Annotated in this window: 25 protein-coding genes; 24 read left to right on the top strand and 1 reads right to left on the bottom strand. The window is 40.9% G+C overall.

Features of this window, described 5'->3' with window-relative positions:
• Window positions 1–2: 2 nt before the first annotated feature.
• From rsgA to sufU, 24 genes are all read left to right on the top strand, one after another.
• Window positions 3–863: a ribosome small subunit-dependent GTPase A gene (gene rsgA, locus EO124_RS02130; protein ID WP_127058141.1), complete on the top strand. Its 861-nt coding sequence runs from the start codon at window positions 3–5 to the stop codon at window positions 861–863.
• A 4-nt stretch (window positions 864–867) separates the two neighbouring features.
• The gene (gene rpe / locus EO124_RS02125) at window positions 868–1,515 is read left to right on the top strand and encodes a ribulose-phosphate 3-epimerase (RefSeq protein ID WP_127058190.1); all 648 of its coding nucleotides are present in this window, start codon (window positions 868–870) and stop codon (window positions 1,513–1,515) included.
• 165 nt (window positions 1,516–1,680) lie between these two features.
• Window positions 1,681–2,043 (top strand): holo-ACP synthase, encoded by a 363-nt coding sequence (gene acpS / locus EO124_RS02120; protein WP_127058140.1) that lies wholly within the window; start codon window positions 1,681–1,683, stop codon window positions 2,041–2,043.
• 117 nt (window positions 2,044–2,160) lie between these two features.
• Window positions 2,161–3,711 carry an NAD(P)H-hydrate dehydratase gene (locus EO124_RS02115; protein ID WP_127058139.1) on the top strand — a complete coding sequence of 517 codons (1,551 nt, stop codon included), beginning with the start codon at window positions 2,161–2,163 and terminating at the stop codon, window positions 3,709–3,711.
• Between the two features lie 129 nt (window positions 3,712–3,840).
• Entirely contained in the window at window positions 3,841–4,794 is a 954-nt protein-coding gene (locus EO124_RS02110; protein ID WP_438873608.1) for a ComEC/Rec2 family competence protein, read from the top strand.
• A gap of 375 nt (window positions 4,795–5,169) precedes the next feature.
• The gene (locus EO124_RS02105; RefSeq protein ID WP_438873607.1) at window positions 5,170–6,396 is read left to right on the top strand and encodes an N-acetylmuramoyl-L-alanine amidase family protein; all 1,227 of its coding nucleotides are present in this window, start codon (window positions 5,170–5,172) and stop codon (window positions 6,394–6,396) included.
• Between the two features lie 5 nt (window positions 6,397–6,401).
• On the top strand, window positions 6,402–6,968 hold the full coding sequence (locus tag EO124_RS02100) for a GerMN domain-containing protein (protein ID WP_127058136.1): 567 nt from the start codon (window positions 6,402–6,404) through the stop codon (window positions 6,966–6,968).
• Window positions 6,969–7,171: 203 nt separating this feature from the next.
• Window positions 7,172–8,152, top strand: a complete 981-nt coding sequence (thiL, locus tag EO124_RS02095; protein WP_127058135.1) for a thiamine-phosphate kinase — start codon at window positions 7,172–7,174, stop codon at window positions 8,150–8,152.
• A 5-nt stretch (window positions 8,153–8,157) separates the two neighbouring features.
• On the top strand, window positions 8,158–8,679 hold the full coding sequence (gene tsaE, locus EO124_RS02090; protein WP_127058134.1) for a tRNA (adenosine(37)-N6)-threonylcarbamoyltransferase complex ATPase subunit type 1 TsaE: 522 nt from the start codon (window positions 8,158–8,160) through the stop codon (window positions 8,677–8,679).
• Window positions 8,663–9,448, top strand: coding sequence for a tRNA (adenosine(37)-N6)-threonylcarbamoyltransferase complex dimerization subunit type 1 TsaB (gene tsaB, locus EO124_RS02085; RefSeq protein ID WP_127058133.1), 786 nt, complete (start codon window positions 8,663–8,665; stop codon window positions 9,446–9,448). Before tsaE ends, tsaB begins: the two co-directional genes overlap by 17 nt.
• A complete protein-coding gene (rimI, locus tag EO124_RS02080; protein WP_438873610.1) occupies window positions 9,444–9,899 on the top strand; it encodes a ribosomal protein S18-alanine N-acetyltransferase in 456 nt (151 codons plus the stop codon). Before tsaB ends, rimI begins: the two co-directional genes overlap by 5 nt.
• Window positions 9,896–10,936: a tRNA (adenosine(37)-N6)-threonylcarbamoyltransferase complex transferase subunit TsaD gene (tsaD, locus tag EO124_RS02075; protein ID WP_127058131.1), complete on the top strand. Its 1,041-nt coding sequence runs from the start codon at window positions 9,896–9,898 to the stop codon at window positions 10,934–10,936. The genes rimI and tsaD overlap by 4 nt, the downstream gene beginning before the upstream one ends.
• 21 nt (window positions 10,937–10,957) lie before the next feature.
• Window positions 10,958–12,451, top strand: a complete 1,494-nt coding sequence (locus tag EO124_RS02070) for a sensor histidine kinase (protein WP_127058130.1) — start codon at window positions 10,958–10,960, stop codon at window positions 12,449–12,451.
• Between the two features lie 103 nt (window positions 12,452–12,554).
• Window positions 12,555–13,130 (top strand): ANTAR domain-containing response regulator, encoded by a 576-nt coding sequence (locus tag EO124_RS02065; RefSeq protein ID WP_127058129.1) that lies wholly within the window; start codon window positions 12,555–12,557, stop codon window positions 13,128–13,130.
• A gap of 210 nt (window positions 13,131–13,340) precedes the next feature.
• Entirely contained in the window at window positions 13,341–13,628 is a 288-nt protein-coding gene (gene groES, locus EO124_RS02060; RefSeq protein ID WP_127058128.1) for a co-chaperone GroES, read from the top strand.
• Window positions 13,629–13,707: 79 nt separating this feature from the next.
• Window positions 13,708–15,336: a chaperonin GroEL gene (groL, locus tag EO124_RS02055; protein WP_127058127.1), complete on the top strand. Its 1,629-nt coding sequence runs from the start codon at window positions 13,708–13,710 to the stop codon at window positions 15,334–15,336.
• Between the two features lie 299 nt (window positions 15,337–15,635).
• Window positions 15,636–16,262, top strand: coding sequence for a single stranded DNA-binding domain-containing protein (locus tag EO124_RS02050; RefSeq protein WP_127058126.1), 627 nt, complete (start codon window positions 15,636–15,638; stop codon window positions 16,260–16,262).
• A 219-nt stretch (window positions 16,263–16,481) separates the two neighbouring features.
• Window positions 16,482–17,882 (top strand): phospholipase D-like domain-containing protein, encoded by a 1,401-nt coding sequence (locus EO124_RS02045; RefSeq protein ID WP_164726534.1) that lies wholly within the window; start codon window positions 16,482–16,484, stop codon window positions 17,880–17,882.
• A gap of 170 nt (window positions 17,883–18,052) precedes the next feature.
• Window positions 18,053–19,306 (top strand): diaminopimelate decarboxylase family protein, encoded by a 1,254-nt coding sequence (locus EO124_RS02040; RefSeq protein ID WP_127058124.1) that lies wholly within the window; start codon window positions 18,053–18,055, stop codon window positions 19,304–19,306.
• Between the two features lie 369 nt (window positions 19,307–19,675).
• Window positions 19,676–20,419: a Fe-S cluster assembly ATPase SufC gene (gene sufC, locus EO124_RS02035; RefSeq protein ID WP_006556777.1), complete on the top strand. Its 744-nt coding sequence runs from the start codon at window positions 19,676–19,678 to the stop codon at window positions 20,417–20,419.
• Window positions 20,420–20,428: 9 nt separating this feature from the next.
• Window positions 20,429–21,838 (top strand): Fe-S cluster assembly protein SufB, encoded by a 1,410-nt coding sequence (gene sufB / locus EO124_RS02030; protein WP_021841818.1) that lies wholly within the window; start codon window positions 20,429–20,431, stop codon window positions 21,836–21,838.
• Between the two features lie 9 nt (window positions 21,839–21,847).
• Window positions 21,848–22,897 (top strand): SufB/SufD family protein, encoded by a 1,050-nt coding sequence (locus EO124_RS02025; RefSeq protein ID WP_127058123.1) that lies wholly within the window; start codon window positions 21,848–21,850, stop codon window positions 22,895–22,897.
• Between the two features lie 22 nt (window positions 22,898–22,919).
• A complete protein-coding gene (locus EO124_RS02020; protein WP_021841820.1) occupies window positions 22,920–24,149 on the top strand; it encodes a SufS family cysteine desulfurase in 1,230 nt (409 codons plus the stop codon).
• Between the two features lie 37 nt (window positions 24,150–24,186).
• The gene (gene sufU / locus EO124_RS02015) at window positions 24,187–24,621 is read left to right on the top strand and encodes a Fe-S cluster assembly sulfur transfer protein SufU (RefSeq protein ID WP_127058122.1); all 435 of its coding nucleotides are present in this window, start codon (window positions 24,187–24,189) and stop codon (window positions 24,619–24,621) included.
• Between the two features lie 131 nt (window positions 24,622–24,752).
• Here sufU and EO124_RS02010 read toward each other — a convergent pair whose 3' ends face one another.
• Window positions 24,753–25,004, bottom strand: a complete 252-nt coding sequence (locus EO124_RS02010; RefSeq protein WP_021841822.1) for a (2Fe-2S)-binding protein — start codon at window positions 25,002–25,004, stop codon at window positions 24,753–24,755.
• Between the last annotated feature and the right edge of the window lie 127 nt (window positions 25,005–25,131).

Genomic DNA, 25,131 nt, shown 5'->3' with positions numbered 1-25,131 from the left:
CTATGAATACAGGCATTGTAATAAAAAATATGAATGGTTATTTTTACGTGCAAGATGAGCATGGCGAGGTTCACGAGTGTAAAGTGCGCGGCCGTCTGAAGCAGGGCTGCTACTCCCTCTTGGTAGGGGATCGTGTCAGTTTTGACCCGGCCGGTACGATTGAAGGCATTGTACCGCGTCACAATCAACTGAAACGGCCTCATGTAGCCAATCTTGATCAGGTTATTTTGGTAGTAGCGGCTCATGAGCCGGATATTAACGAATTATTGCTTAATAAATTAATCATTATGATTGAACATGCCGATATTCCTTTAGTACTTTGTATTAATAAATGTGACCTTCGTGATGAAAATACCTTAGCACTGGCCGATTTATATCGCCGCATTGGGTATACGGTGATTGAAACCTCTACCCGAACCGGTGAAGGCCTTGATACTTTGCGAGAACAACTTCATCACAAAGTAAGTGCTTTTGCCGGACCATCCGGTGTAGGCAAAAGCAGTCTCTTAAATGCTATTGAACCGTCGTTTGCTTTTCAAACCGGTGAAGTAAGTGATAAAATAAAGAGAGGTCGTCATACAACTCGTCACGCATCGCTGTACAGTCTGGATGAAGATTCCTTTATTATGGATACACCGGGATTTAGTGCTATCGATTTCAGTGAGATTTCAGAGGAACGCTTGCCGTCGCTCTATCCGGAATTTTTAGCTGCTGAATCAGGTTGTAAGTTCAGTCCCTGCTATCATGAGCATGAGCCTGTATGCGGCGTCAAAGACGCTGTTGCAGACGGGCGGATAGGGACGGGGCGTTATGAATCGTACTTAGTCATTCGCGATGAAATTCGCAGTCAAAGGAAATGGTGAAATTATGGTAAAGATTGCCCCTTCTATGTTATCCGCAGATTTTGCGCGTTTACAGGAAGAAATTAAAAGCGTTGAAACAAGTGGCGCTGATTTATTGCATATCGATATTATGGACGGTCATTTTGTGCCGAATCTTACCTTTGGTGCACCGGTAATTAAGGCATTGCGTGCCCATACAAAGTTACCGTTTGATGTTCATTTGATGGTGACCAATCCGGCTGACTATGTGAAAACATTTGCCGATATCGGTACTGAGTATTTTACATTCCATGCGGAAGCGACACCGCACATGCATCGTTTAGTACAGGAAATTAAAGCTCATGGCATGAAAGCCGGGATTTCTTTGAATCCTTCTACACCGGTATCAACGCTTGAAGATATCGCGTCCGATTTGGACATGATATTAATTATGAGCGTTAACCCCGGTTTTTGTGGGCAGTCTTTTATTCCTCATGCGGTTCGCAAGATTCAGAAGGCAAAAAAATTACTTGCTTATTATGAAAATACCAAAGCTGTTGTTGAAGTTGACGGCGGCGTTAATTTAGAAACGGCACCACTCGTGCGTGAAGCGGGCACTGATATTTTAGTGGCCGGTTCGGCTGTATTCGGTGCAAACAATCGTAGTGAAATGATTCGTTCTTTGCGAGGTTAATAGTGAAGCTCCTGCTTGTCAGGAGCTTTTTCTTTGAAGTTAAACCGCAGTCTAAGTTGAACGATTGCAGCTTCAGTAAACTATTGCTGCAGCAACGAACCATTGCAATTACGGCGAATTTAATGGAATTCTAGCTAAACAATGTGTTACGAAGGTTGATGAAATATGAAACTGGGAACAGATATTATTGAAATCGCTCGCATCGAACAAGCTGTGGCTAAAGACTCTTTTGCCAAAAGAGTCTACACTGCCCATGAGCTTGCCTATGCGGAAAGTCGCGGCAAACAAAAAGCGGCTTCCTTAGCAGGTATGTATGCGGCTAAAGAAGCGTATGTAAAAGCCTTAGGCATTGGCTTTAGGCAGGGGACTTTTCAGGACATAGAGATTCGACGCGATGAATATGGAGCACCCTTTATACGGTTAGACGGTGTTTTTAAAGATATATTCGATCAAAAAGGGTTTACGTCCTTGGAACTATCTATCAGCCATTGCCGAGACTATGCAGTGGCCACGGTAGTAGTACTCTAAAAAGTAAGTATTTTGCAGTGTTAACCCGCTTATATAAAAGTGGTGTTATAGATGTCATGACTTAGAAGAAGATATAAAGTCATCGACGATATTTATTTTATGTAGAAAGGAGCTACTATGCGTATCTTAGCGAAGGAAGAGGCTAAATTCATCGATCAATGGGCTGTTGAAAAAGGCGGTCTGCCATTAGCCGTATTAATGGAAAATGCCGGCCGTGGTGTGGCGGAAGCCATTGTGGAAGCATTTGATGACATTGAATCACCCTTAGAGATTGTTATTGTTGCCGGTAAAGGCAATAATGGGGCCGATGGTTTGGTGGCGGCTCGACAGTTGGAAGAATGGGGTCATGAAGTTCGTATTGTTATCCCAAATGATGATAGTCAGGCTTCAGAACTTTTTGACCAACAGATGGCGGCTATTGATGCTTTGGAAATTCCGGTTTTAACAATTGAAGACGGCGATGTTTTCGAAGCGGCCGACGTGATTGTGGATGGTTTGGTAGGTACCGGTTTAACCGGCGAATTACGCGATTCTATTCAGGAAATCTTGGACCGTATAGAAGCTCACGTAGAAACCTATCCCGATACTTTGTTGGTAGCCATTGACGTTCCGTCCGGCATGAATAGTAATACCGGGGCTGTTGCCAATGGCACGATGGCCATGGATATAACGGTTACTTTTGGGGCGCCTAAGATTGGTATGTTACTATATCCGGCCCGTTCCTATTGTGGCAATATTGCGGTTAAAGGCCTTGGCTTTTCCTGGGAAATGGCTTTGCTGGATGATGAAAACAAAAATTATCCAACCGAATTGATTACACCGGATTTAGTGGCTGCTTTATTACCGGAACGGGAAGAAACTGCTCATAAGGGTACCAATGGACATACATTGATTATCGGCGGTTCTGACGGTATGATTGGGGCTCCTCTTTTGGCAGCGGAAGCAGCGGTACACGCCGGTGCCGGTAAAGTAACAGCCGTAGTGCCATCGGATTGTTTAAAAATGTTACAATCTAAAATCATGCCGGAAGTGTTAACTGGATCGTTTGGCAGTTTATTGCATTTACGCATGCATGCTTCTGAAAAAGAAGCGGTCGCTATCGGGCCGGGCTTTGGACGCAGTGAAGAAAGTATGACGCTTGCTAAGACCTTTATAACAACTACGGATGCGCCACTCGTTATCGATGCTGATGCACTTTGGGCAATCGGCAATATGGATACTATAGGCGACGAATTCGCTAAGCGCGATTTCCCGGCTATTTTAACACCGCATCCCGGTGAATTTGCTCGTTTGACCGGGCTTAGCGTGGAAGAAATTGAAGCAAATCGGGTAGAAATTGCTCGTCAATTTGCTTTAAAATACAAAGTTGTTTTAGTACTTAAAGGGGCGCCGACCGTAGTCGCTTCACCGGAAGGCCTTGTGGCAGTAAATTATAGCGGCAATGAAGGTATGGGTACCGGTGGCATGGGTGATACCTTAACCGGTATTATTGCCGGGCTCTTAGGTCAGGGCCTTGAAGAGTTGGAAGCGGCTATGGCCGGTGTATACTTGCATGGCGCTGCCGCTGATGCTCTATACGAGGATAGAAACTTCGGTTACACACCGTCTGAAGTTAGCCGTCAGTTGCCGTATACCATAACTGAATTGTTGGATTTTGATGTGGAATAAGCAGTAATCCGTTATTTAGCGGTAGTTCATAGTAAATAGCTGTCGCTAAATAACGACTAATCTTTAGTTACTTAGAGTTATGGTAGAATTGTTCTTTTGGTGTTTTAATTTGTTAGGTGAAGTATGCAATTGAATAATAAATTTTGGGAAAAATATGTAGCCATAGTTTTTGCCTTTTTAGTAAGTTTCTTCGCGCTTACCGGATGTAGTACTGCTTCCGGAACGACAATAGGCGATAGTTTTAATAAGATTTTCCAAACAAGCTCTGACTCCGGTGGTAGCAGTTCGGCGATTTCCGGTACCCTAGACGTATATACCTTGGATATTGGGCAAGGGGATGCACATCTTATTCGCGTGGGCGATGAGTATACGCTGATTGATACGGGTGATGTAGACCATCGTGACAGGCTTATTGCTCAATTAAAGAAGTACAATGTGAAGTCTTTAAAGAATGTAATTATCACTCATCCTCATGCGGATCATATGGGTGGTTTTTATGCGCTTATTAAAGCGGGCATTCCTATTGGTCATGTATATGATAATGGTATGGAAGCGGGCACTTCGGTTTATAAGACGTATATGAAGCATATTAAGGCTAAGAAAATACCTCATAGCGCTTTATATAAAGGAATGACCGTTGACTTGGGCAGTGGTGCTCAGTTTATCGTGTATGCACCGGAAGAAGGTCAGTATATTATGGATAAAAAAGGCCAGCCGGATCCTAATGATAATAGTATTGTGGGTAAGCTTGTATTTGGTAAATTTTCTATGTTATTTACCGGTGATGCATCAAGAGCTGAAGAAAATAAACTGATTAAAGAAGAAAATACTAAATTATCCAGTCGCATATTAAAAGTAGGTCATCATGGCAGTGCAAGCTCATCTCAAAAGGACTTTATACGTTCTGTTCGTCCCGAAACAGCTGTTATTTCCGTAGGCTTACACAATGATTATGGTCATCCTACGAGGGAAGCGTTAGATCGTTTAGCGGCTGAAAACGTTATGGTTTATACAACGGCTCGACAAGGCACCATTCGTATTCACACGGATGGCAACACTTGGCAGGTAACATCGGAACGTTAATATTAGCTGTGGATACAAAAATCAAATTGCATGCGCTGTTATTGAGTTTTAAGTAATAAATTTTCTGTATTAAGAAATCTTGTCAAGTAAAAATTTAAAATTTCATAATAAGAACATACGCTCCTCGTTACTCTTCGAAACCCTTCTATATAGGCTTTGAGAGTAGGAGGAGCGTATGTTTGTTTTGTGAATGATATGTGAAAATGCAGCAAAATCAAGGGGTCTCCGAAATCTTGTGGTATAATTAAGTAAACATGCCTAAGGTTTTAAGCCGATAGTTAGGCTTTTTATACTGCTTATGGGTATATAAAAACGAACACAAAGATATTTAGAGATAGTTTGACCGGCCATTGTAGTGTGTGGCCATTGATAGGAGTGAGATTGTTGCGTAAAATATGGTTTGCCTTAGTAATGGCAGTAATGATTTTGCCTTTATGGGCTATGAGCGTCAGAGCGGCAGATGTGACAGATGTGACCTGGGTAACGCGTTCTGATGCACCAATTCCGTTTGTACGTGTCGTTCTTAGTTTGACAGCACCGGTTGAAGCATCGGCTTCTATTAATAAAGCCGGTACTACCACAACCGTACAACTTAAAAATGTAAAACTTAAAACCGATGATACGTCGATTACGATGGATAAGAATATCGTAACTAATGCGAAATTATCGCAAGACGGCAAGAATGTTAATGTTGTGTTAAACACACCTAAATCAATTGATGTAGGCGACGTAAATGTGTTTTCACTAAAAAAAGATAAAGCCAACAATCGGCCCGATCGTATGGTCATTGATATTCAGCAAAAAGGGGTAGCACCGCGCAGCGTATATTACGGTTCCGACAAGAATGTTAAAAATACGGCGACCAACAGTGCTACGGTAAAAACAGACAAAAAAACAACGACTAAGAATACATCCACTAAAACAAGCAATACTAAGGCAACGGCTACTACAACACCTAAAAAGCCGACCGTTATCGCAACGGCCAGTCAGCCTAAAGCTGTGACAATCGATTATCGCACCAGTGGCGGTATTGCCGGTAAAGTAATTACCATTGATCCGGGTCATGGCGGTAGTGATCCCGGTGCTATCGGACCAAACGGGACGATGGAAAAAGACATTACCTTAGCTATTTCCAAGAAGTTGAAAGCGGCCTTGGAAGCTAAAGGGGCTAAGGTTAATATGACACGTACTACTGACGTGGACGTATACGGTCCTAATGCTTCCGGCCCTGATGAATTACAGGCTCGTGTTGATGTGGGGACGGCTAATAAATCCGATATTTTCGTAAGTGTTCATATCAACTCCTTCAGTAATCCGAATGTAGGTGGTATTTCCACATACTACTATGATAAAACTCAGTATGATACACGGTTAGCCTCACGTATTCAGGCAAAAATTGCCGATGAATCCGGTTTTGCCGGTGACCGCGGTATCCAACCGGGGAACTTGTATGTATTGCGTCGTTCTCTCATGCCGGCTATTCTCTTGGAATTAGGTTTTATTTCCAATCCTAAGGAAGAAGCACTTCTGAAAAAAGCCGATGTACAACAACAATTTGCTGACGAAGTGGCAGCAGGTATTGAAAGTTATTTTAGGGGGTAAGTGATATGATACGTAATGCAAAATTATTTGTTACCACCCTCTTAGCTGTTATGGTGTTAGTTGTAGCCGGGTGCAGTCCTACAGCGAGCGGTTCTGAACTTGGTAATAACCAGGCTGTAGCAAGCTCAAGCACGTCTAAATCTCAGAGCAACGCTAATACAGATAAAATGGCCCAAATGGTTATTTATGTACCCCGTGATGACGGTAGAGGCGTACGCCCTCAGACAATTACGGTAGACAGTGATAAGAAAACGTTGAAATACGCGATTTCATTCCTCTTTGATGAAGACAGCCGTCAAAGCTATCCCGTATTCCCTAAAAATGTTGAAGTCAAAGATGTAAACATTAAAGATGGTTTGGCGAAGATTAATTTGTCTAAACAATTCCTTGACGGCGGCCAGGTAGATGGTTTGAGTGCCCAGCTTCGTTTGGCATCTATCATCAATACGGCTACCTCCTTTGACAATGTAAAAAAAGTACAGATATTGGTCGAAGGTAAGACTGTCAACCTGTACGGCGGTTATGATCTGAGCGAACCTATGGGACGCATGGAACAACAAATCGTAAAATAAACGCGGTGACAGAAATCACTCAATGCAAGCAACAGCTGTATCGAATAGTTCGGTACAGCCGTTGCTTTTTTATTGGGTTCAATTTGACTGTTACTAAAAGGCGCTCACCGTTAGTAGTAAACCGTACTGATGATACGCACTGCGTATAAAAATATGCTATAATAAATAAGATTCGAACATGAGTTACCTACGGAGGGAGAACGATGAAAGTATCCGAACGTGGCGAATTTGGCTTTATTGACACGATAAAATCCAATACAATAATAAATCCTGAAACCATTGTGTGCGGCATCGGCGATGATTGTGCGGTGTATCGCACGACGAATAATTATGACCAACTCATAACGACCGATATGATGGTAAAAGGTATACATTTTTCCGATAAAACGACAGCCCCTTATGATGTAGGTTATCGTTTAGGGGCGGCTAATATTAGCGACATTGCGGCCATGGGCGGTACGCCAAGGCAGGCCGTCATTGCGGCTGCTATGCCATCCGACACGGAGATTGCTTATATGGAAGCGGTGTATGAAGGCTTTAAAGCAATTTGCCATACATACGGCGTAAATATTGTAGGCGGTGATACGGTGACTACTAAAGGTCCTTTGGTACTTAATGTGACCGTAGTCGGCGAAGCACCGGTCGGTGAAGCGGTTCTTCGCAGTGGCGCTAAAGCAGGTGATTTAGTCGTTGTTACGAATACAATCGGTAGTTCGGCAGCCGGATTGGCCGCTTTATTAGCGGACCTTGAGGGCTTTGAGAGTATAAAAAAAGTTCATCAACGTCCGGAACCACAGGTTGCTTTAGGTAATTGGCTCCGTGAACATAGAGCTACATCGCTTAACGATATTAGTGACGGCCTTGGCAGCGAACTGAATGAAATTGCAAAAGCGTCGAAGGTTAATATGTTGATTGATGAAACGCGTATACCCCTTCACAATGAACTAATTGAGGCGGCTAAGGCATTAGGTACTCATCCTTTAGCTTGGGCTTTATATGGGGGCGAAGATTTTCAGCTCGTAGGCACCGTGCCGAGTAGTTTAGCTGAAAACATAAAAAAACACCCTCAGATTCACTGTATTGGCCGTGTAGTTGCAGGGATTGGTGAAGTATGGCTTACTACTGTGGACGGAAAAGAGGAATTAGTAGAAGCCAAAGGGTATGACCATTTTAAAAAGGAGTGATGGCAATGACAAATATTGCTTCTCAGAATAAAATAGCGGTAATGGCATGTAAAACCCTTACCGTAGATGATACGATAGCCTTAGGACGTCAATTAGGGCGCTTTATGGCCACTATGGCACAGCAGGATAGACCGTTATGTGTGGCGCTAATCGGCGATTTGGGAACGGGGAAAACCCATTTTTCACAAGGTGTTGCAGAAGGCTTTGGCGTTACGGAAGAAGTGACGAGTCCTACCTTTGCTTTAATGAACACCTATGAAACGGCGAATGGCACCCTGTATCATTTTGATGTGTATCGCCTCGATGACGAATCGGAGCTGGAAAATATCGGCTTTGGGGAATTTACGGAGGATACCTTGAGTATCGTTGAATGGGCCGATAAGTTTCCCGATGCCTTACCGTTAGAAGTATTAGAAATCAGTTTAACTGCTGAAGCCGACGGCAGCCGTTTAAGTTCATGGCGGACGGCCGAACTTTCAGAGGATGAACTTTTAGAGATTGGAGGAACCTATGTATTTAGGAATTGAAACGAGTAGCGCCGTGTCGAGCGTGGCTGTCATGGATGACCAACGCTTAATTGGTGAATTGACGGTCCAAGCGGGTCTCACGCACTCGGAACAGTTGGTGCCTCATATAGAATTATTACTGAAACAAAGCGGCGTAGCCAAAACAGCCCTCACCGGTTTAGCTGTAAGTATAGGCCCCGGATCCTTTACGGGCCTTCGTATCGGTATGGGTACGGCTAAGGCGTTAGCCTATGCTCTTAATATTCCGTTGTTGGGCGTTATGACTATGGATGGGATTGCTCATAATTTTTGGCAATTCAGCGGTGTCTTGGCCATTATGGTAGATGCGCAAAAGAAGAATGTTTACGAAGGTCGTTATCGTTGGATAAACGGAAAGTTAGTATGCGAACAAGCACCTACAGTGAAAACACGCGATGAAGCGCTTAAGGCCTTAGCGGCGCTTGATGAGCCGGTTATTTTAGCCGGTGACGGTATCATTAAATTCGGACATACCCTGGCTGATTACGGACCTAATTTGCAACTGGCTTCGCCGGCGTTACGGATTCCTAAGGCGTCAGGTGTGTTGCTCGCTGCCATGCCGCGTTTCTTAGCCGAGGCGCCGAATGAAGCGGCTCATGTCGTGCCGTATTATATTCGTCGCTCCGAAGCCGAAGTTGTTTGGGATGCAAAACATCCTGAGTTGGTTGCCGCCGGCAAGGTGCCGAATCCAACGGTTGTTGTTACTGAAGCGGCCACGGCGTTAGCCGATGAGGTTAAAAATCATGATTAATTTGCGTCGAGCTGAAGCTCATGATGCGGAAGCTATTTTTGAAATTGAAAAAGCCTGTTTTTCAGTTCCTTGGTCCATGGAAGCTATTGAAACGGAGTTGGCAGAAACGGACCAGCGTATGTACATGGTTATCGAAGTAGACGATAAAGTTATCGGTTATGCCGGTGCTTGGTTGGTACTCGATGAAGGGCAGATTACGAATATCGCTATCGCACCCGAATACCGTCGTGACGGTTACGGGGCCATGATGACTCGTAAATTAATCAGAGAATTGTTCAAAAAAGGTATGAACGAAATATTTTTAGAAGTACGTATATCCAATGTGGCGGCTCTTACCATGTATCGACGTTTAGGTTTTACCGTAAAAGGCCTACGCAAGGGCTATTACACAGACCCCGTGGAAGATGCGTACATTATGTCATTAATCAAAGAAGAGGAGGCCACGGTGTGAAAGTATATACCCTAGCCATCGAAAGCAGTTGTGATGAAACATCAGCGGCTGTGCTGGTAAACGGCCGCCAAGTATTATCCAATGTTATATCCAGTCAGGTGCCGATTCATCAAAAATTTGGCGGCGTGGTACCTGAAATTGCATCCCGCCATCATATAGAGCAGGTAATTCCCGTAGTTAATCAGGCTTTGGCTGATGCGGGCGTAACTTTAGCAGATATTAATCATATCGGTGTTACTTATGGACCCGGTTTGGTAGGATCTTTATTAGTTGGTGTGGCAGCTGCTAAAGGCTTGTCCTTTGCTACGGATATTCCGTTAATCGGTGTGCACCATATGGAAGGCCATATTTTTGCCAATTTCTTGGCTCATCCCGATTTAGAACCACCCTTTTTGAGTCTTGTCGTATCCGGTGGTCATACTATGCTTGTGGTAGTTAAAGACTATGAAACATTTGAAGTACTCGGTCAAACACGTGATGATGCAGCGGGTGAAGCCTTCGATAAAATTGCTCGCGTCATGGGCTATCCGTATCCGGGCGGTCCTCAGATAGAACGGGTAGGGGCCGATGGGAATCCGACAGCTATCGAGTTTCCTAAAGCTTTGCAGGAAAAAGGTAATTTTGAATTCAGTTTCAGTGGTTTGAAATCGGCTGTTCTAAATTATCTTAACAGTGCTAAACAGAAAGGTGAAGTCATTAATGAAGCCGATGTGGCCGCTTCATTTCAGCAAGCTATCATTGATGTATTGGTTGAAAAGACAATCGAAGCGGCTCATGCTACGGGGCAAACTAAAGTAACCTTGGCCGGTGGCGTTTCTGCTAACCGGCATTTACAAGATGCTTTAGCCGCAGCTTGTGAAAAAGACGGGTTAACCTTCTATCGGCCAAGCTCCATTTTGGCTACCGACAATGCGGCTATGATTGGCTGTCGCGCTTACTACATGTCATTAGCCGGCAAATTTGCCGACTTGCATTTGAATGTGAAACCATCGATTCCATTGGGACAAACACCACCATTGAAATCTATGCCGATATAATTAAATTAAGGAGCGGTATTTATGGTTATGAAATTACAGGACAGTGAAGTGCGGGATACATTAAAACTGCATACGGATTTATCCGAACCACAGCAGCGTTTAATGCGTAATGTAGTTCGCTTACTGCCATTTGCCGCATCACTACCGCAACAGGACGTTTGTGTATTTACTATGGCTAAGGACGAGCAGATTCTTGTTTTTGGCCATATCAAAGACTGGCCGCAGGCTGAGATTATGCCGGATATCCGTTTATTGAAGCCTTATGAAGTAGGTCTTTGGCAGGATTTATTGCATACGGGGCGTTCAGTCAAAGGCTTTATGGAGCGAAAACACGGGCAATTGGCACGCTTATTGGCCTTTCCCATTGTGGATAACGGCGGTAAATGCATCGGTGGTATTGCTATGCTTCATAACGGCTTAGAGCCCCATACGGAAGAGCCACTTATGGCGGCTTCTGATGTATTGGCAGAGACGACCTACATGGCAATGATTGTGCCACAGCAAAATCAAGCTGAACTGTATATGCCATTGTCCTATCAAGACGGTATTATTATTTTTGACGAAGCAGGCATCATTCTTTATGCCAATGAAGCGGCGTCTCATTTGGTAGACTTATTGGGTTTTGACAGACGGCTGGTAGGTACATCAATTTACGGCGGCTCCTTGAAGATGAGTTGGGTTAAACAGGCAATCCGCGATCATCGGGGGGCTGTGGCGGAAGAAATTTACGGCGATATTATTGTAGAGCAGACAATCTTACCGATTAACGCCGGCACCCGTGCAAAACGGAGCTTTTTGTTTTTAAAAGATAAAACAGCATTGCGTCGCAAGGAACAGGAGTTAATGGTAAAAAACTCCGTTATTAAAGAGATTCACCATCGCGTCAAAAATAATCTGCAAACCGTAGCCGGTTTACTACGCATGGAAGCTCGCCGTTCCGACTCGGACCAGGTTAAAAAAGCACTTCAAGAAGGCGTCAGCCGTATTGAAAGTATGGCTCTTGTGCACGAAGTTATATCTCATTATGAAGAGGATTATATTGAGCTTCGTACCATTGCGGAGGAATTGATTCGCTTGTTGAAACGATCTTTTTTGCGGAATGAAGACAATGTACAATGCGAATATATAGGCGACAGCATATTACTATCATCACAGCGAGCCGGTTATGTGTCCTTAATTCTAAACGAGTTAATATCTAATTGCTTTGAACATGGTTTCGGTTGTTTAAAAACAGAAGATACTATTAGGTCCGGATTTATGGTTGTGGCGGGACAACTGGCTAAGGGCCTTATTACACTTACCGTGACGGATAATGGCTGTGGTTTACCGGATGATTTTGATATAAAAGCTTCTAGACGATTAGGCTTACAGATTATTCAAAATTTAGTTACTAACGAATTGTGTGGTACCATGACCATTGAAGATCGAGCACACCGGGATGAGATGCAAGCTGACGCGGCTCGAAAGAGTGCACCCCATCAAGGAACGATTGTGACCATAACATTTCCGGAATGAGTAATTATGCTTACAGTAGCATCTCTGTTTATAACAGATATTGACGCTTACAATAGCTAACTATATAGAAAAAGAGTTTGAGATTAAGAAGAGAGGCACGCGTATGAAGGTTTTAATTGTAGACGATGAATCTTTAATTCGCATGGATTTACGTGACCAGTTGGAAGCGGCCGGTTACGAAGTAGTGGGGGAAGGTAAAAACGGTGTGGAGGCCTTAGCAAAGGCTAAAACATTGCAGCCTGATGTAATTTTGATGGATGTGAAAATGCCGGAGCTGGATGGCATTGAAGCAGCCCGGCAAATTCGCCATCATAATTGGGGGCCCGTAGTTCTTTTGACGGCCTACAGCCAACAGGATCTTGTAAAAAAAGCGGGGGAATCCGGTGTTTATGGCTATTTAATTAAACCGGTTCGGGAAGATCAACTGGGACCTACTTTAGAAATGGCATTTCACCGTTTTCAGGAAGACATGCAGTTGAAGTCGGATATTGAAGGACTTGAACAAAGTTTAGAAGAACGTAAATTGATAGCTCGTGCCACCGGCATCTTACAAGATTTATACAAAATAACGGAGGAAGCCGCTTATGAGCGTTTACGAGCTTATAGCATGGATAAACGAATAACAATCAGTGCAACCTGTGAAAAGATTATTACAGCAGCTAAAAAACGTCGTGTATAGTCACGACGTTTTTTATTATCCCTTATAAATTAATCATGCTAAAAAGATAAAATTTTAGTAAAAAGTCAAAAAATCAAAAATAATACTTGCAATTATTTTCAATTCGGCTATAATAATAATTGTAGTTAGCACTCGATGTTAGTGAGTGCTAATAAAATAAATAATCAAAACTACTAATTTAAACCTATTAGTACAAAGGAGAGATTAACAATGATGAAACCTTTAGGCGACCGTGTTATAATTCGTGTCCTTGAAAAAGAAGAAAAAACAAAAAGTGGTATCTTTTTACCGGATACAGCTAAGGAAAAACCTTCCGAAGGTGAAGTAATTGCTGTAGGTGCCGGCAAAGTATATGACAACGGACAGCGTGTTGCTCCTGAAGTAGCAGTTGGTGATAAAGTAATGTTCTCCAAATATGCAGGTACAGAAGTAAAAATTGATGGTGTTGACCATCTCGTAATTAGCGAACGCGATATTTTAGCTATTTTAGAAAAATAATATATCTACAATAACAACGATTTTCTAATTTATATATTCAATCAGATCTGCCGCAAGGCAGTATCAGGAGGTAATAGACATGGCAAAAGAAATTCTTTTTAACGAAGATGCTCGCCGCGCTTTAGGCCGTGGTGTTGACGCATTGGCAAATGCAGTAAAAGTTACGTTGGGACCTAAAGGCCGTAACGTAGTATTAGATAAAAAATTCGGTGCTCCTACAATCACTAACGATGGTGTAACCATTGCTCGTGACATCGAATTAGCCGATCCATTCGAAAATATGGGTGCGCAGCTTGTTAAAGAAGTAGCAACTAAAACTAACGACGTAGCCGGTGACGGTACTACAACAGCTACTGTATTGGCTCAGGCTATGATTCAAGAAGGTATGCGTAACGTAGCAGCCGGTGCTAACCCTATGATTTTGAAAAAAGGTATTGAATTAGCCGTTAAAACTTTAGTAGAAGAAATCAAAAAGAAATCTATCAAAGTTAACGGTAAAGAAGATATCGCTCAAGTAGCTTCCGTATCTGCCGGTGACACTGAAATCGGTGGGCTTATTGCTGAAGCTATGGAAAAAGTTGGTAACGACGGCGTTATTACGGTTGAAGAATCCAAAGGTTTACAGACAGACCTTTCCGTAGTAGAAGGTATGCAGTTTGACCGTGGTTACATTTCCCCTTACATGGTAACTGACCCTGACAAAATGGAAGCCGTTATGAACGACCCTTACATTTTGATTACAGACCGCAAAATCAGCGCTATTGCTGACATGTTGCCAACCCTTGAAAAAGTGGTAAAACAAGGTAAAGAATTACTCATCATCGCTGAAGATCTTGATGGTGAAGCATTGGCTACTTTGGTAGTTAATAAATTGCGTGGTACTTTCAAAGCAGTTGCTGTTAAAGCACCTGGTTTTGGTGACCGTCGTAAAGCAATGCTCGAAGATATCGCTATCTTAACCGGTGGTACCGTAATTACTGAAGATATGGGCCGCAAATTAGACAGCGTTGAATTGGAAGACCTCGGTACAGCTCGTCAAGTACGCGTAAGCAAAGACGAAACTGTTATTATCGATGGTGCCGGCGACAACGAAGCTATTAAACAGCGTGTTGCTCAGATTAAAAATCAAGTGGAAGAAACTACTTCCGAATTCGATAAAGAAAAACTTCAAGAACGTTTGGCTAAATTGTCCGGCGGTGTAGCTGTTATCGAAGTTGGTGCTGCTACCGAAGTTGAATTGAAAGATAAAAAACTCCGCATCGAAGATGCTTTGAATGCTACTCGTGCAGCTGTTGAAGAAGGTATCGTAGCCGGTGGCGGTACAACCCTTATCGATATCTTACCTGCTCTTGAAACTTTGAAAGAAGAAGGCGATGTTCAGACCGGTATCAACCTTGTAAAACGTGCTGTTGAAGAACCTCTTCGTCAGATTGCTTACAACGCAGGTTTAGAAGGTTCCGTAGTTGTTGAACGCGTTAAAAATACTGACGCCGGTGTTGGTTTCAACGCTTTGACTGAAGAATATGTAGATATGGTTAAAGCCGGTATTGTTGACCCAGCTAAAGTAACTCGTTCCGCTCTTCAGAATGCAGCTTCCATCGCTTCCTTGGTATTAACTACTGAAAGCATCGTAGCTGATAAAGTAGAAGAAAATGCTCCTGTAGCACCTGCTATGCCTCCAATGGGCGGCATGGGCGGTATGATGTAATAAATCTACCTAACCTAATAAATACTTAATATGCAATAGCAAATAGAGTAAATTTTAAAGATGGTGACTAAGTTAAATCTTGGTTGCCATCTTTTTTTATTAAAATGTCTATTATTATTGAACAAAAATCTATTATTCATAATAAATCAATGATATAATTAATCTAATATAATATGAGTACTAATGTTTAGTTTCAAGAAAAAGCGCTATAGGGTCTAGCGATTGTTTGGGGTAAAGATGAACTAAAGCATTAGTCTATAACTTTTACGGTTAGGGGTATTTAAGGGAGGATGTAAGCTGTGGAGCGTGAATCTTTAACAAAATCTTTAATTGCAGCAGCGGTAATTATTATTTGTGTTCTTGCGGGATATTTTTATTTTTATACACCAAAAACTGCTGATAATGCTGATGTTGGAACTACAACCAGTGTTACAAATACAAATAACAGCAATGGCTCTTTAAATTCTAGTAATGAAAATAAAAATAATAATTCAAGCACTAGTTTTAATACTTCAACTCAGAATACTGCTAGTAGCAGTAGCACTAATAATTTACCTTCTAACAATAGTAATTCTAATTCGGTAACTAATGTAACACCAAATAACATGTCATCTAACAATGATAATGCAAGAGATATCAGTTCAATTGATCAATCATGGAAGGGAACTAAAACTACGGTATCTGCTATTGTAATAAAAAAGTATGACAGTGAAAAAAATGGTAAAATAAACAAATTTATGACAATTGCGGATCCTAATAAACGTTCTGTAACTATGAAAGCTGTTTTATTTGATACCGGAAGCAATCCCGACTCCGCAACAAAGCTAGATGAAGCTTATACAAACGGAACACCTATAATCCTTAATGGTAAAATTGATGTTTATAAAGGTGAATTAGAAATTATTGTTAAAAGTGTAGGTAAATAACTATGAGTATATTCTTAAAAAAGCAACTCATAATAATTTCTATTATTTTGATGTCAGTAGTACATATAGAGCTATTTAATCACGAAAGTATACCGGGTGCATTGCTTATTGTATTGGGTGCAATTTTTTTCATTTCTATATACTTTAGATAGGAGATATATTTTAAAATGGTATGATCCATTCTTATATCTATTTCTATTATTAAGTATAGGTTTTTACTTGTACGAAGGTATTGGTATAGTTTCTGTAGGGGGTTTTTCGTTTTGGGTGGCGTTTAATACATATTATTACTTTGATGCATATTTTAAATTTAAAAGATTATCTAAACGTAGTGATGTAATAATAAAAGATATTTTAAATAAAGTAAATAATGATGGAAATAATATTGATTATAATCAACTGAAGCAAGAGCTGAATCTAAGGATTGAGGAAACATTTGAAGTTTGGTTAAGTGTATTGCAGGCGAAGTATGAGCAGAGTGATTTAAGTGATAAAACAAAATATAAAGAACAGATAGAAGTTCTTATTAATAATAAAGAAGAAAAGTTTGAAGAAGGGGATGAGAATTTAAAAAAACGTATTAAAGAACTTGAATTAGAGCTTTCAAGTGTATATAAGTACAATGCTGATTTACAAAACAAAGTAAAAAAATTAGAAATGATTATACAAGAGGATTATAAAAAAATCGAAGATCTTGAGTTTAAAATCAATACTAATAATAGAACACTTGATGAAAGAAATCATATATTAAATCAGCAACAAAATGATATAAATCAAATGGTGAATACGATTAATCAACTGAAGCAGGAATTAGAAAATGCTCAAGGCGATAAAGCATTGGTGGAAAATCTTACAGAAAAACTATCAATTGCTGAAAATCAATGTAATTTATTAGTTAATGAACATAAACGAAGCCTGTTAGAAAAAGATGAGCTATTAAAAGAGAATAAGTATTTAGCTAATGCTAGAGAAGAAGCAATTCGCGAAAAAGAAGAAGCTGTTACTGAGAAACAAGAGATACAAAAACTTTTGGAGGAAGAAAAAGAAGAAAATAAAAAACTTCGTCATGAAATGGCAATTATGAAACAATCTTTTGAAGATGAGGTACAACGTATAGAAGCTCAAAAGATTGAGAATGCTCAAATACTTAGAAATAAAGAAATAGCAGTTGCATTTAGAGAAGGTTTGCATAGTGCTGAACATGAAATTTGCATAATTTCTCCGTGGGTTACTGAGAAAGTTGTGAATAGTTATTTGAACGAATTTAAACGTTTAGCAAAGAATAGGGTTAGCGTGAAAATAATTTTTGGCATGGGAAAAGATAGTAAAATTAAACAATATGCTGAAGAAAACGAAAGAAAGCTTATTAATTCTCGAAAAGCAATTGAAATAATAGAAAATGTTTTCAAGAGTGAAAACTGTGAAAATCTTTTTTCTACATTTGAACGTAATACGCATGCTAAATTATTCTTGGTTGATGATAAGTGGTATTTAGTTGGTAGTATGAATCTATTGTCATTTAATTACAAAAATAAAAAAGATAAGAGAGAGGAATTGGTTGAAAAGATATTTAATTCTAAAAAAATTGATGCTTATAAAGAACTATTTTTTTATTTTTAGGATGCAAAATTTTTATAATAATATATATTAAAATCCTAAATGAGAGGTGTAAAGAGATTGTGCTGTTACTTTACATCTCTTTTTCTATAGAATTGACGTAGACCTATGAAATTAAGTATAATCTTACATAGAAGTTATTCGACAGGTATTAATATTGAGGAGAGAGATAGATGAATGAAAAAACATTGCCCGTGTCGGCAGCGCGTTTAGAAGAGATTATAGCAGAGTATCCCACGCCGTTTCATATCTACGATGCAAAAGGGATTGTAGACAATATTCGCCGTTTTATTAAAGCTTTCAGCTGGGCGAAAGACTTTAAAGAATACTTTGCCGTAAAAGCAACGCCAAATCCTTATATCATGCGCTTATTGCAAAAAGAAGGGGTAGGTGCTGACTGTTCGTCTTTGGCTGAACTTATTTTGTGTGAAAAAGTGGGTATCACGGGGGACGATATCATTTTTTCATCCAATGATACACCGTATGAAGAATATGCTAAAGCCATGGAGATGGGCGCTATTATCAATCTTGATGACATTACCCATGTAGCTTATTTGGAAAAACATGGAGAATTACCGAGTCGTTTGGCCTTCCGTTATAACCCTGGTCCTTTAAAACACGGTGGCAATACGATTATCGGCTTACCGGAGGAAGCTAAATACGGTATGACCGGTGATCAGATTATTGAAGCCATCAATTATTGTGAAAATCATGGGGTAGAGCGTTTCGGTTTACATACCATGGTGGTGTCCAATGAGCTTGATATTACAGGGCTTATCGGCACGGCTGAATTGATGTTTGATTTGGCACTTCGTGTGAAAAAAGAAACAGGCATCGAAGTTGATTTCATCGATTTTGGCGGCGGTATCGGCGTAGCCTATCGTCCGGAAGAAACACCGGTAGATTATGAAGCCTTAAGTGCTGGTATCAAAGAAGCCTATGAAACTATGATTATCGGCAATGGTCACAGTCCGATTTCATTGGCCTTTGAATGCGGTCGTATGGTTACCGGCCCTTACGGCTATTTGGTAGCCACCGCGATTCACCGCAAAGATATTTATAAGCACTACATCGGTCTTGACGCTTGTATGGCCAACTTAATGCGCCCGGCCCTGTACGGCTCTTACCATCACATTACAGTGGTGGGTAAGGAGAATGCGCCACTTGATCATGTGTATGATGTAACCGGCTCGCTTTGTGAAAATAACGACAAATTTGCCATCGACCGTAAATTGCCGAAAATTGATATAGGTGACCGCATTGTTATTCACGATGCCGGTGCACACGGTCATTCCATGGGCTTTAACTACAACGGTAAATTGCGTTCCGCTGAATTACTTCTTAACGAAGACGGTAGCGTAACCCAAATCCGTCGCGCCGAAACCTTAGATGATTTATTTGCAACATTGGATTTCAGTGATTTATAGTAAAAATTCTATCTTTTTACTGTAAACTGTGATATAATTAATTAGTGTTGAAACAGTGTGAGTCTGATTTTTCAAATGTTAAAAAATCTAATAAGAGTCATATTTTTTCATAATATTTAAAATATTCAATAATTATAAACAAATTCATAGTATTTTAGTAGAAATTAACTTGCGCAGTAAACAGTTAGATTGTATAATGTTTATTAGGAATAGATGTTGTAAGAATTGCTGTTTACCGAAGTGGTAGAATAATTTTGCTGATAAGGCGGTGTTTCACTTTGGTGGGATACCGCTTTTTTTATAACATTTAGCAATTAAGCTATTTATGACTTAACTATATAATTAATTTATAAAAGGAGTGACTGTACAGTGTCAGAATTACTTCGCGTAGAAAATCTACACGTGTCCGTAGAGGGCAAAGAAATCCTAAAAGGTATCGACTTAACAATTAATAAAGGTGAAATTCATGTAGTAATGGGTACTAACGGTGCCGGTAAATCCACATTGGCCAATGCTATCATGGGTAACCCTGTATATGAAGTAACCGAAGGGACTATTACCTTTGACGGTGAAGACATTACCGACGAAGCCGTTAACGATCGCGCTAAAGCCGGTATTTTTATGTCCTTCCAGAATCCGATTGCTATTCCGGGGATTACGGTAGAAAATTTCATTCGTACCGCAAAAGCAACTGTAACCGGCGAAAACGTACGTGCTTTGGCATTCAAAAAAGAATTGAAAACTAAAATGGATGAATTGTCCTTCGACGCATCCTATGCACAGCGTTATGTAAACGAAGGTTTCAGTGGCGGCGAACGCAAGAAGAATGAAATTTTGCAAATGTCCGTATTGAACCCTAAATTGGCTATGCTCGATGAAACAGACTCCGGTCTTGACGTTGACGCAGTTCGTATTGTATCTGACGGTGTAGATCGTTTCCATACGAAGGATAATGCTGTACTTATTATTACTCACCACAACTCCATTTTACAGAAATTAAAACCTGATTTCGTACACGTATTAATTGATGGCCGTATTGTAAAAACAGGCGACGCATCGTTAGTGGCTGAAATCGAAAGCAAAGGCTATGATGCTTACAAAGCGTTAGTTTAGGAGGCACTCATGGAAACTAGAAAGAAAACATATGTGGAGGATATGGACCGTGGCGTCTACGATATAAAGAATGAATTCGAATATTCTTATAAATCTGATGCCGGCTTAACGGAAGATATTATCCGCGAAATATGGGAAAATAAAAACGAACCTGAATGGATGCTTGATTTCCGTTTGAAATCTTTGCGCATCTACAATGAATTAGATATTCCAAACTGGATTCCGGATATTAGCGGTCTTGATATGGCTAATATTGTTACCTATGTTAAACCGAAAGTTGACATGAAGGGTGACTGGAACGAAGTTCCGGAAGATATTAAGAGCACATTTGACCGTTTGGGGATTCCGGAAGCGGAAAAAACGTCCCTCGCCGGTGTAGGCGCTCAGTATGACTCTGAAGTTGTATATCACAGCATTCAGGAAGATCTTGTAAAACAAGGCGTAATTTATACTGATATTGAAACAGCGCTTCATGAATACGAAGACATTGTTAAACAATACTTTATGACATTGGTGCCACCAACCGACCATAAATTTGCCGCCTTGCACGGTGCTGTATGGTCCGGCGGTTCCTTCGTATATGTACCGAAGGGTGTACAAGTAGATATTCCGCTTCAGTCCTATTTCCGTTTGAATGCACCGGGCGCCGGTCAGTTCGAGCACACTTTGATTATTATTGAAGAAGGGGCTAAAGCACACTTCATCGAAGGTTGTTCAGCACCTAAATACAATGTAGCCAACTTACATGCCGGTTGTGTTGAGTTATTTGTTAAAGATAATGCGACACTTCGTTATTCCACCATTGAAAACTGGTCTAAAAACATGTACAACTTGAATACAAAACGTTGTACGGTTGGCAAAAACGGCACCATTGAATGGGTATCCGGTTCCTTCGGTTCTAAGGTATCCTGCTTATATCCAATGAGTATTTTAGCCGGTGAAGGCGCTCATTGTGAATTTACCGGTGTAACTTTTGCCGGTGAAGGTCAGTACTTGGATACCGGTGCTAAAGTTGTGCATGTAGCACCTCATACAACCTCCAATATTAACTCCAAATCTATTTCCAAGAGCGGTGGCGCTGCTATTTACCGTGGTGTATTGAACATCGGTAAAAAAGCAGAACACGCGAAAGCAACCGTTTCTTGTGAATCTTTGATGTTGGATGAAATTTCTCAGTCTGATACAATTCCTTCCATTTCTATCGAAAACGACAATGTGGATTTGGGTCATGAAGCTAAAATCGGTCGTATTTCCGATGAAGCTATTTTCTACTTAATGACTCGCGGTATCAGTGAAGAAGAAGCACGTGCCATGTTGGTACGTGGTTTCGTTGAACCGATTTCCAAAGAATTACCGTTGGAATATGCCGTAGAAATGAATAATTTGATTTCCTTAGAGCTTGAAGGCTCTATCGGTTAGGAGGTACAGATGAGTAACGTATTATTTAATGAGCTCCCAAGACCTACTTTCCGGTGGTTACAAGTAAATCATACTGAAGGTACGGTTGCCGGTGGCGATACAGCTGCAGCAGTTACGGTCAGCGCCAATGAAGGGGTTGTAACCGAACTTACTGCTAAAGCCTTGTTAAAAGCTGATTTTGAAGGAGCGGAAGCCACTTCTTTAAAAGCGGTTACCGATGATTTTACTAAAGGCATGGCTATTACAGTGCCTGCCGGCGGTAAAGAAAAAGTAATTATCACGATTGATGCCGAGGGTAAAAGCGTAGGCGACAGAACTCGTTTGGCTATCGACGTGGCTAAAGATGCTTCTTTGGAAGTATTATATGTAGTTAAAGGGGAAGTCGAAACCGGTGGTTTGAACCTTTTAACCGAAGTAAAAGCAGCTGAAAATGCTAACGTAGTTTTCAAAAAAGTACAGCTTCTCAGTGAAGGGGTACAGCAGATTGAACATCGTTACAGTCAATTAGCGGCGAACAGTAAAGTAGAATACTTGAACGTAGAATTAGGCAGCGGTGAAAGCTTCTTGCACTATACGCAAGATCTTGTAGGTGAAGAAGCTCACATTGTTCATGATTTAGCTTACTTGGGCGATAATAACCAGAAATTCGACATTTCCATGCTTATGTCCCATGTAGCACCTAAATCCGTCAGCGATATTCATGTACTTGGTGCGTTGGGCGACAATGCCAAAAAATCATTCCGCGGTACCTTGGATTTCATTCGTGGCAGTATTGCTTCCGAAGGTGCGGAAGAAGATACTTGTGTATTACTTGATCCGACTGTTAAATCCGTATCTTTACCGTTATTGCTTTGTAAAGAAGACAATGTAGTAGGTAACCATGCGGCTAGCGCCGGTCAGCTCGATAAGACTAAATTATTCTACTTGATGAGTCGTGGTTTCAGCGAAGATGAAGCTAAACATATTATTGTAGAATCCATGTTGCGACCTGTTATTGATCGACTTAATGATGAAGAATTAGAAGAGATTGTATTGCAAGCCGTACGGGCCAAAATTTAATTGAAGAATAAGAGGGTGTATTATGAAGTCGATTGCAGAAGCTTATAAAGATTTTCCTATATTGCAAAGGGAACATAAAGGTCATCGCTTGGTGTATTTAGACAGCGGCGCTACGACTCAAGTTCCGGAATATGTAATTAATGCTTTGGAAACTCATTTAAAGAATCATAACGGTAATCCGCATCGCGGAGCTCATATTTTGGCTGTGGAAGCATCAGAAGCGTATGAAACCGCTCGTGACACGGTGCAGCGGTTTATCAATGCCAAATACCGTGAAGAAATCGTATTGACACGTAATACTACGGAAAGTCTCAATTTAATTGCTTTCAGCTATGGTATGCATAATGTAAAGAAAGGCGACAAAATCGTAATTACCGTTGCTGAACACCATGCCAACTTGGTAACCTGGCAACGTGTAGCCGAAACTACGGGTGCTACTTTGGAATATATGTATCTTGATGAAAGCGGTCATCTTAAAGATGGTGAAATGGATAAAATTGACAGCCATACTAAGATTGTAGCCTTTGCTCATGTAAGCAACGTGCTCGGTATGGAGTTCCCGGTAGCCGAATTGACTAAACGCGCTCATGATGTAGGCGCCGTAGTTGTTCTTGACGGGGCTCAATCGGCACCTCATAAAAAGATTGATGTACAGGCCTTGGATTGCGATTTCTTCGTTTTTTCCGGTCATAAAATGTGTGCGTCCCAAGGTATCGGTGTTATGTACGGTAAACGTCATTTATTAGAAGCAATGCCACCGTTCTTATTGGGTGGTGATATGATTGAGTATGTGCAAGAACAGAGCACTACCTACAATGAAGTACCGTATAAATTTGAAGCCGGTACACCAAATGCACATGGTGCTGTAACATTGAAGGCAGCCATTGAATACTTGGAACAGTTTGGTATGGACAATATCAATGCCTATGAAAAAGAGTTGGTAGCTTATGTATTGCCTAAACTTGTGGCGATTCCGCATGTTCATGTATTAGGTTCCGAAGATCCGCAAGAAAAGCATGGCGTTATTGCTTTTACTATTGATGATGTACATCCTCATGATGTGGCTACGATTTTAGACAGCTACGGCGTCTGCATTCGTTCCGGCCATCATTGTGCTCAACCTCTTGGCGCGTACTATAAAGTACCGGCCTCGAACCGTATGAGCATGTACGTCTACACTCGTAAAGAAGATCTTGATATCTTCTTGGACGCTGTTAAAAAAGTAAGACCTACCATGGGCTTTGAAGATTAAACCGAGGTTACAGTAAACATAGAAGGAGTTCCTTAGTATGGAGATGGATCAGTTATATACTGAGTTAATTTTAGAACATAATCAGGATAAACGTAATAAGCGCTTATTGGATACGTTTACCGTATCTGAACATGGTCATAATCCAAGTTGTGGTGATGACTTGACGTTGCAGGTCGATGTAGAAGACGGTATCGTAAAAGATGCAGCTTATACCGGTTCGGGTTGTGCCATCAGCCAAGCATCCGCGTCCATGATGATTGATATCATCAAAGGGAAGAGCGTTGAAGAAGCATTTCGCTTAGTCGATCTTTTCCTTGGCATGATTAAAAAGGAAGTAACGGATGAAGCTGAATTGGAAGAGTTGGAAGATGCCATGGCACTTCAAAATATTTCCAATATGCCGGCTCGTGTAAAATGTGCCGTATTGGCATGGCATACGCTTAAAGAAGCATTAAAAAAAGAAGCAAATTAAGCAATGTGTGATTGCTGAGATACAGAAAAGGAGTTAACCTATAACAACCTTGTTGCTATGCGTTAACTCCTTTTTAACAGTCCCCGGAAAGGACTCAGATTAAATTGTATGTCAGGGTTTTCAATAATGAATTACTCATCTTTTTTGGCACCCGGTTTTGGTAATTTGCCCATATCCTGCAACAGCTTAACGATGCGGACACCACAGTTTTTACCACCGCAGGAACCGGTACCGGCCCCCGTACGTTCTCTGATTTTAGGAATGGTATCACAACCGTCATTAATAGCTTCTTTTATTGTTTTGCGGGAAATGCTGCGACAGGTACAAACTTTGGTATACTTGTCCAAAATACTGTCGGGAACTTTTTGTTCTTCAAAATCCATAACTTTACCTCCTATACTACTCAGTATAGCTTTCTGTACATATACTTATACATAAAATCTGATTCAAAACTCATTAGTTAAATCTATCTGTAACCTTATTGTATCATAGATTGCAAATTCTATGTTA

It is taken from the genome of Veillonella ratti (genome assembly GCF_003992115.1).
Taxonomy (GTDB): Bacteria; Bacillota; Negativicutes; order Veillonellales; family Veillonellaceae; genus Veillonella_A; species Veillonella_A ratti.
Note: the sequence above shows the minus strand (reverse complement) of the source record. Positions and strands in the feature narration are given on the sequence as shown.

Coding starts and splice junctions, on each gene's coding strand:
- EO124_RS02100 (WP_127058136.1), top strand. CDS start 6,402: ATGATACGTAATGCAAAATTATTTGTTACCACCCTCTTAGCTGTTATG.
- EO124_RS02070 (WP_127058130.1), top strand. CDS start 10,958: ATGGTTATGAAATTACAGGACAGTGAAGTGCGGGATACATTAAAACTG.
- sufB (WP_021841818.1), top strand. CDS start 20,429: ATGGAAACTAGAAAGAAAACATATGTGGAGGATATGGACCGTGGCGTC.
- rsgA (WP_127058141.1), top strand. CDS start 3: ATGAATACAGGCATTGTAATAAAAAATATGAATGGTTATTTTTACGTG.
- groES (WP_127058128.1), top strand. CDS start 13,341: ATGATGAAACCTTTAGGCGACCGTGTTATAATTCGTGTCCTTGAAAAA.
- sufU (WP_127058122.1), top strand. CDS start 24,187: ATGGAGATGGATCAGTTATATACTGAGTTAATTTTAGAACATAATCAG.
- EO124_RS02065 (WP_127058129.1), top strand. CDS start 12,555: ATGAAGGTTTTAATTGTAGACGATGAATCTTTAATTCGCATGGATTTA.
- tsaB (WP_127058133.1), top strand. CDS start 8,663: ATGTATTTAGGAATTGAAACGAGTAGCGCCGTGTCGAGCGTGGCTGTC.
- thiL (WP_127058135.1), top strand. CDS start 7,172: ATGAAAGTATCCGAACGTGGCGAATTTGGCTTTATTGACACGATAAAA.
- EO124_RS02040 (WP_127058124.1), top strand. CDS start 18,053: ATGAATGAAAAAACATTGCCCGTGTCGGCAGCGCGTTTAGAAGAGATT.
- groL (WP_127058127.1), top strand. CDS start 13,708: ATGGCAAAAGAAATTCTTTTTAACGAAGATGCTCGCCGCGCTTTAGGC.
- EO124_RS02010 (WP_021841822.1), bottom strand. CDS start 25,004: ATGGATTTTGAAGAACAAAAAGTTCCCGACAGTATTTTGGACAAGTAT.
- EO124_RS02025 (WP_127058123.1), top strand. CDS start 21,848: ATGAGTAACGTATTATTTAATGAGCTCCCAAGACCTACTTTCCGGTGG.
- EO124_RS02020 (WP_021841820.1), top strand. CDS start 22,920: ATGAAGTCGATTGCAGAAGCTTATAAAGATTTTCCTATATTGCAAAGG.
- EO124_RS02115 (WP_127058139.1), top strand. CDS start 2,161: ATGCGTATCTTAGCGAAGGAAGAGGCTAAATTCATCGATCAATGGGCT.
- acpS (WP_127058140.1), top strand. CDS start 1,681: ATGAAACTGGGAACAGATATTATTGAAATCGCTCGCATCGAACAAGCT.
- rpe (WP_127058190.1), top strand. CDS start 868: ATGGTAAAGATTGCCCCTTCTATGTTATCCGCAGATTTTGCGCGTTTA.
- tsaE (WP_127058134.1), top strand. CDS start 8,158: ATGACAAATATTGCTTCTCAGAATAAAATAGCGGTAATGGCATGTAAA.